Source organism: Methylophaga sp. UBA2689 (assembly GCA_002354555.1).
GTDB lineage: Bacteria > Pseudomonadota > Gammaproteobacteria > Nitrosococcales > Methylophagaceae > Methylophaga.
On sequence record DELT01000080.1, the window covers coordinates 548 to 7,971 of the forward strand.

11 protein-coding genes are annotated in these 7,424 nt (G+C 45.3%); 1 reads left to right on the plus strand and 10 read right to left on the minus strand.

The annotated features are described in order from the left end of the window. From B3M51_RS09620 to B3M51_RS09660, 9 genes are all read right to left on the minus strand, one after another. Nucleotides 1-473 (minus strand): EscU/YscU/HrcU family type III secretion system export apparatus switch protein (locus B3M51_RS09620; RefSeq protein ID WP_292758631.1); only part of this gene is annotated, 473 nt, incomplete at its 3' end. Then, nucleotides 466-1,248 carry a flagellar biosynthetic protein FliR gene (gene fliR / locus B3M51_RS09625; RefSeq protein ID WP_292758634.1) on the minus strand — a complete coding sequence of 261 codons (783 nt, stop codon included), beginning with the start codon at nucleotides 1,246-1,248 and terminating at the stop codon, nucleotides 466-468. The genes B3M51_RS09620 and fliR, both read right to left, overlap by 8 nt. A 2-nt stretch (nucleotides 1,249-1,250) precedes the next feature. Beyond that, nucleotides 1,251-1,520, minus strand: a complete 270-nt coding sequence (fliQ, locus tag B3M51_RS09630; RefSeq protein ID WP_226075363.1) for a flagellar biosynthesis protein FliQ — start codon at nucleotides 1,518-1,520, stop codon at nucleotides 1,251-1,253. Between the two features lie 2 nt (nucleotides 1,521-1,522). Then, nucleotides 1,523-2,260: a flagellar type III secretion system pore protein FliP gene (gene fliP, locus B3M51_RS09635; protein WP_292758637.1), complete on the minus strand. Its 738-nt coding sequence runs from the start codon at nucleotides 2,258-2,260 to the stop codon at nucleotides 1,523-1,525. After that, a complete protein-coding gene (gene fliO, locus B3M51_RS09640; RefSeq protein WP_292479947.1) occupies nucleotides 2,260-2,682 on the minus strand; it encodes a flagellar biosynthetic protein FliO in 423 nt (140 codons plus the stop codon). The genes fliP and fliO overlap by 1 nt, the downstream gene beginning before the upstream one ends. Continuing rightward, a complete protein-coding gene (fliN, locus tag B3M51_RS09645; protein ID WP_014708074.1) occupies nucleotides 2,679-3,137 on the minus strand; it encodes a flagellar motor switch protein FliN in 459 nt (152 codons plus the stop codon). The genes fliO and fliN overlap by 4 nt, the downstream gene beginning before the upstream one ends. Further along, nucleotides 3,134-4,156, minus strand: coding sequence for a flagellar motor switch protein FliM (fliM, locus tag B3M51_RS09650; protein ID WP_292479944.1), 1,023 nt, complete (start codon nucleotides 4,154-4,156; stop codon nucleotides 3,134-3,136). The genes fliN and fliM overlap by 4 nt, the downstream gene beginning before the upstream one ends. A 2-nt stretch (nucleotides 4,157-4,158) precedes the next feature. After that, nucleotides 4,159-4,668, minus strand: a complete 510-nt coding sequence (locus B3M51_RS09655; RefSeq protein WP_292758642.1) for a flagellar basal body-associated FliL family protein — start codon at nucleotides 4,666-4,668, stop codon at nucleotides 4,159-4,161. A 49-nt stretch (nucleotides 4,669-4,717) separates the two neighbouring features. After that, nucleotides 4,718-5,125 (minus strand): flagellar basal body-associated FliL family protein, encoded by a 408-nt coding sequence (locus tag B3M51_RS09660; protein WP_292479940.1) that lies wholly within the window; start codon nucleotides 5,123-5,125, stop codon nucleotides 4,718-4,720. A gap of 85 nt (nucleotides 5,126-5,210) precedes the next feature. On the opposite strand from B3M51_RS09660, the gene asd reads away from it, so the two are divergent. Continuing rightward, entirely contained in the window at nucleotides 5,211-6,101 is an 891-nt protein-coding gene (gene asd / locus B3M51_RS09665; RefSeq protein ID WP_292758645.1) for an archaetidylserine decarboxylase, read from the plus strand. Nucleotides 6,102-6,159: 58 nt separating this feature from the next. On the opposite strand, the gene zwf is transcribed toward asd, so the two are convergent. Then, nucleotides 6,160-7,424 (minus strand): glucose-6-phosphate dehydrogenase (gene zwf / locus B3M51_RS09670; RefSeq protein WP_292758647.1); only part of this gene is annotated, 1,265 nt, incomplete at its 5' end.

Here is a 7,424-nt window from a genome sequence, read left to right on the forward strand (position 1 = left end):
CCCACCAGTAAAAACTTGCCTAGCGCTTTGCCAAGTTCAACCAGACCCTGAGGGCCAAAAATACGCTTCAGACCGCGAAGTGGACTCATTTTTTCTGGTTTGATGCCCATGGCCTGCGTGGAGAAGTTCCAGCCGCCAATCAATGCCGGGGCTGCTAATGCAGCTATCAGCGTAATCGCCAAAAAACTACCGACATCAACAGCCATGATTTTCAAGGCGACAATAAGCTGCTGCGCCATCATATGCGGGTCCATGATCAACTTGCGATTAAGCGAAAAGGATTGGGTCATTACCTCGCCGAGACTGCTGATCAGATTTCCACCCACAAACAGCATCGCCACCGCACTGGAAATTAATACCACTACTGTGCTCAATTCCTGGGATCGGGGGACCTGACCCTTCTCCCGTGCTTCATCAAGACGTTTACCCGAGGGGTCTTCGGTGCGTTCCTGACCGCTATCCTGCTCAGCCATTGTTCAATACCAGCATTCGTGTCATTTGCAGCATTTGATCCGAAAAGTTAACCAGATGATTGCCTACAGCGGGCAGGGTGATATAAATGATGACAAAGCCCAACCCGATAGTCAGCGGAAAACCGATCGAAAATGGACTGATTTGCGGGGCGGCACGTGACAAAATACCGAAGGCCAGATTAACCATCATTAAAGAGCCAATTGCCGGTAAAGCAATAATAACACCGGCTGCATACATCCAGCTGGCCAGGCCGGCGATATCACGAAAACTTTCGACTGAAATACCGCCAGCACCAATTGGCAACGTAATAAAGCTTTCCGCCATCACCTGGATCAACACTAAATGCCCATTAATACTGAGAAACATCAGCGTGATGAAGATCAGATAAAATTGACTGATTACCGGCACCGTTGTGCCATTCTGAGGATCGACCATTGAGGCAAAACCAAGCCCCATCTGCATCGCAACAATCTGACCGGCGACGATGAAGGCATTCATCAATAGTTGCAACATAAACCCCATGCATATGCCAATCATCACCTCTTGAGCAATAAGCAGGATGCCTTCACCACTTAGCGGAGTGAATACCGGGGTGGGCGTATTGATGGTTGGAACCACCACGAAAGTGATGGCCAGAGCAATAATCAGTCTGGTACGGACATTGACAAAATTGCTGCTAAAAATCGGTGCAACCATCAGCATACCGCCAATGCGAAATAGCGGCAGAAGATACGCCCCAAGCATCGCACTGATCTCTGCGAACGACAGATTCATCGCTAACCTATCAGGTAGGGAATGTTTTCAAACAGACGGATGGTGTAGTTGGTCACCAAGCTCAGCATCCAGGGGCCAGCCATCATTAAAACGAGAATAGTGACCAGTAATTTTGGGATAAAACTTAAGGTTTGTTCGTTGATAGATGTGGCAGCCTGAAACATACTGACAATTAAACCGGCAACTAACGCTGGGATTAAAATAACGATGATTAATAAGGTAATCACTTCCAACGTTTGTTGCATGACAGTTAATACGGTTTCAGGTGTCATGGCTAAATATAAAAGCTGGAGGCCAGCGTTCCCATTAATAATGCCCAACCATCGATCAACACAAATAACATCAGTTTAAAGGGCAGAGAGATAAGCATGGGTGACAACATCATCATACCCATTGCCATCAAAACCGAAGCGACGACAAGATCAATAATCAAAAATGGTACGAAAATCAAAAAGCCAATTTGAAAAGCAGTTTTTAACTCGCTGGTCACAAAGGCTGGCAGCAGCAGGCTGAAAGGCACATCTTCAGGGCTTTCAATTGCGGAATAACCACCAATTTCAGCAAATAATTCGATATCACTTTCTCTGGTCTGAGCCAGCATAAATTCGCGAAAGGGTTGACTGACCTGTTCAATAGCTGCGGTAGCTTCGATATCGCCATCCATATATGGCTGGACACCATTTTCATAGGCTGTGCTGAACACTGGAGACATGATAAAAAAGGTCAGAAACAGCGCCAGACCAATCATGATCTGATTGGAAGGCGTGGACTGCACACCCATTGCCTGACGTAGAATCGCCAGAACAATGATAATACGGGTAAATGAGGTCATCATTAACAATGCAGCCGGCAACAGCGTCAGCACTGTCATCAGCGCCAGGATCTGCAAGGTCAGCGAATAACTTTGTGATCCATCTTCACCCGTCGATAAGGTCAATGCAGGAATACCGGGGTCGGCTAAAACCAATCCAGGCAGCAGTAGCAGCAATAAAAACAGGCCCATGCTACGCATTATTTATTACTCTTTTGCTGCATCATCTGTTTCAGCCGATCAGAAAATGACTCACCCTCAGCGGGTGGGGAAACTTCACGAATGGGAAGTGGTTCGGATAACGTATGCAAAGTGCTGATGTGTTGTGCAGTGACGCCAATTAAAAGCTGTTGTTCACCCACTTGTATCAATACAGCCTTTTCCCGCGTACCTAAAGAAAGTGAGCCTAAAACTTTCAATTGCCCATTATGAGCTGCGTGAAAAAATTGACTGCGTTTAAGCATCCAGCCTAAAAACACAATTATCGCCAGCACCACCACCAAGCCGAAAATCGTCTGTAATAGCGTACTGGCATTGACCGGTGTGGAACTCATGGTTTCCGCATTGACCAATAGTGGAAACAATGCAACAGAATTCAACGAAATGACTTGCCAATATCTCATCGCAGTTTTTTAATCCGCTCTGCGGCGCTGATAACATCGGTCAGACGAATACCGAATTTGTCGTTCACCACAACTACCTCACCATGGGCAATCAAGGTATCGTTAACCAATACGTCCATCGGTTCACCTGCCAGCCGATCCAGTTCAACCACTGAACCCTGGCTTAATTGCAGCAAATTACGGATGCTGATTCGGGTACGGCCAATTTCCATTGAAATAGTTACGGGGATATCCAGAACCATGTCCAGATCTACATCGGTACGTGGTTTGCCTTCATCATCCAGTTTATTCAGTGGGGCCGGGCTGGGCTGGGCTGCTGATGATTCAGCATCGGCCTGCTCTTCAAGCGCTGCTGCCCAATCATCCTGGCCACTATCGTCATCCACCTGTTCTTCAAGTGCAGCCGCCCATTCGTCAGCCAGATCCTGATCGGATTGTTTTGTATCTTCACTCATGATTTTTTAGCCTTTGTCAGCTGGTAACTTGGTGTATTGTCTTTCGGATGTTCAATAATTGAGGTGATTTTCAACGCTGCTTTTTCATTATGCTCACCATAGCTTGCGCGGAATATTGGAATATTTTCTACCATTGTGGTCACCGTTTTGGGCATGCTGATAGGAATAATGTCACCCACTTTTAAAGAACGGACGGCTTCCAGGGTAAGTTTGGTTTGTGCCAGCGTTGCCGATAAGGTGACATCCGCCAGCATTAGTTCTTCACGCATTGATTTGGCCCAGCGACCATCATCAGCAGAGCGATCACTTTGCAGGCCCGTATCAAGTAACTCGCGAATCGGTTCCAGCATTGAGTAGGGCAAGGTGATATGTAAATCACCACCACCGCCATCCAGTTCAATGTGGAAAGTCGAAATTACCACCACTTCGCTGGGACTGACGATATTGGCAAATTGTGGATTTACCTCATGACTGACAAATTCAAATTGAACCGGCATCACTGGTGACCAGGCTTCGGTTAAGTCGGTAAAACACAAATTCAGCACCATTCGAATGACGCGTAACTCGGTTGCAGTGAATTCCCTACCTTCTATACGTGCCTGAAATCGGCCTTCGCCGCCAAAATAATTATCCAGAATGGTAAACACCAGTTTGGGTTCAAAGACGATAAGTCCGGTGCCACGCAATGGATGTAGCTGAATCAGATTCAGACTGGTCGGAACAAACAATGTATGAACATACTCAGAGAACTTCATAACCTGAACGCCACCAACGGAAATCTCAGCGGAGCGGCGCAACATATTAAACAGATTGATTCGTAAATAGCGGGCGAAACGTTCGTTGATCATTTCCAGCGTCGGCATGCGTCCACGAATAATGCGTTCTTCGTTACCGAAGTCATAACGCCGTGGTTTGCCGAATTCATCCAGTTCAGGCTTATCTTGTTGGATATCGTCACCGCCAAGACCATTTAGCAGTGCATCTACTTCATCTTGTGACAATATATCGTGAACGGCCATATTTATTGCATTACCAAGCTGGTGAAATAAACAGCTTCAAGCCCGGTAACATCACTATTTTGTTGTTTAAGGAAACTATTAATGGTTTCCAGCGATGCCTGCTGTAAAGCCTGGGTGCCCTCAGTTGTACTGAGATCGTCATAATTTTGACTGTAAAACAACATCAGCAATTCATGAACCAGTGCCGGTTCATGTAAAGCAAACAAATCAATGGATGCCTGATCACGCGCCATAACTTTCATTTTGATTTGCAAATAGCGGACCCGATCATTGCTTTGCTCGGAGAAATTTACAATAAAGGGGGCAGTTACTTCATGATAAATCGGAGTGGCTTTCTGTACAGCTACCTCGGCATCCTCTGTCGACTCATCCGAGGCTGCATCTTTAGACAGCCACCAGTAAACACCCGCACCAATGACAGCTAACAGCACTACAATCCCAATAATCATAATGATTTTGGTTTTTTTGCTCATACCTTGTTTGAGTTCGATATCTTTTTGTATTTCAGCCATTTTGTCTATGTCCTATCGATAATTTATTCAAAGCAAATACCGTGCCTGTTCATTGCCAGAGAAAGGTAGTGAAATACACTGCTTCAAGATTGCTGTTACCCGTCTCTTCTTCAAAAATGGCTTTAATACGCTGATAAGCTTCTTCCTGGAGTTGGGAACGACCTTCAAGACTTTTTACTGAATCCATATTTTGCTCTGCAAACAGAATACGAAGCGTATCTTGAATCATTGGAAGATTATTCTCTGCACTGCTCAGGATGGCAGGATCCTCTGACTTTAACGCTACTTTAACTTGCAGATAACGTGCCTGCTCATCACTTTGCCGCAAAAAATTAATGGTAAAGGGTTCTTCAATAACGTAATACAACGGTTGATCCGGCTGGCCACCTCCCGCATAACTTACATAGCTGGTAAAACTGAGCAATGTGATTATTAATGCGTTCAGCAGATTTTTCATGACTTGGTATACTCCTTTGCGGAATGAGCTGGTGATATCAGCAACTGATTATGACAAGCTTAGGTAATGCGTGAAAGGGGGCAATTTGTCTAATAACGAACTAAAGCAAAATCAGGTGCCTGGAGCAAGCAAAAAAGATTTTTGGCTGACCCTGCCACAATACTGCTTGCCGCAACACTTATTATCATTGCTGATGCATCGAATTTGTCGATTAACCACACCCTGGTTTAAGAATCGCATAATCTCAATCATTATTCGCCAGTACAAGGTCGATATGACGGAAGCGGTAAATCCAGATATTAATTCCTACCAACATTTCAATGCTTTTTTCACCCGAAAAATTAAACCCCAAACCAGACCAATCGCATTGGGGAGAGATGTGATTGTCTCTCCCGTGGATGGTTGTCTAAGTCAACTGGGCTTTATCGAAGAAGGCAGAATAGTGCAGGCCAAGGGCCACGATTATTCAACATTGGAATTATTAGGTGGCGATTCCGCATTAGCGGAAAAGTTTGATGGGGGGCAGTTTGCGACAATTTATCTGTCACCTCGTGATTACCATCGAATCCATATGCCTGTTTCAGGAAATCTGACCCGAATGCGCTATTTACCAGGGAAATTATTTTCGGTTAATCCACTGACTGTTCGCGGTGTACCGCGATTGTTTGCTCGTAACGAGCGTGTGGTCACCATTTTTCAGACAGACTTTGGACCGATGGCTCTTATTCTGGTGGGCGCTATTTTTGTTGGCAGTATGGAAACCGTGTGGCATGAAGGCGAGATTACGCCGCCATATACCAAAGGTATTCTGGACTGGCACTATACCGATGCGCATATTCGTCTGAATAAAGGTGAGGAGATGGGGCGTTTTAATATGGGGTCGACCGTGGTTTTATTGTTACCAGCGGGTGCGCCAACCTGGACCGATAGCTGGAAAGCCGAGATGAAGATAAAACTGGGTCAGGCCCTGACCTGAACTACTTATAAACAAACGAAAAAAAACCGGACATTGTCCGGTTTTTTTTGCGTGTTATTTAGACATTATTACGCCATGCGTGACAACTATTGTCCTTTAATTGCTCAACTTCTTCCGGACCCCAGGTACCGGCTTTGTAGGTGTGGATGAAATCTTTTTCTTCAGACCATTTCTCCAGAATCGGATCAACAGCTTTCCAGGCCAGATTCACTTCATCGGCACGTAAAAACAGTGAGCGGTCACCCTGAATGGCATCCAGAATCAAGGCTTCATAGGCATCCAGCTTATGTTTAATATCATCTGATTCCATTGTTTCCAGACCAACGGTATGCGCTTTCATTTCCAGACCAGGTTGTTTGGCCTGTAACTCGATACGTAATGTGTTATCTGGTTGCAGACCCATGACAATCCAGTTGGCATGACTTTCACCCACTGCGGTGTCTTTAAATAATTCCAATGGTGGTTTTTTAAAGCGAATCGCAATCATCGCTTTTGATTCCGGCATGCATTTACCGGTGCGCAGATAAAAAGGCACACCATGCCAGCGCCAGTTATCAATATAGACTTTCATCGCGGCATAAGTTTCGGTCACACTGCCTGCCGGTGCATCATCTTCTTCCAGATACCCTTTGACTGGTTTGCCGTTGATTTCACCTGCCGCATATTGGCCGCGGAAAGCGTGTTGGTCGACGATATCTTTAGTGATTGGACGAATTGATTTAAGAACTTTTACTTTTTCATCACGTAATGATTCATCATCCATATCCGCTGGTGGTTCCATTGCAACCAATGCCATCACCTGCAATAAGTGACTTTGTATCATGTCACGTAAAGCGCCTGAACCATCGTAGTATCCGGCGCGACCACCGACACCTTGCTGTTCGGCATGCGTGATCTGTACGTGATCAATGTATTTGTGATTCCACAATGGTTCTAACAACAGATTGGCAAAGCGGAATACAAAGATATTCTGAACCGTGCCTTTACCCAGGTAATGATCGATACGATAAGTCTGCTCTTCAGTAAAGTTTTTGCGCAGAATGCGTTCCAGTTCAGCGGCACTTTTTTGATCGTAACCAAACGGTTTTTCGACCACCAGATGACGCCAGCCATCAGTTTCCTGATTCAACCCAACGGCAGAAAGCTGATCGCCCACTACGCTGAACAGAGAAGGACTGATTGAGAGATAAAAAACGATATTTTGAGAGAAACCATTTTCCGGCGTAGTGATCAGTTTTTTCAATTCGTGATAGCTGAATGCTTCGTTGATATCACATTTGAAATAATGCACTTTCTTCAGAAAAGTTTGCAGTAAATCGTTAT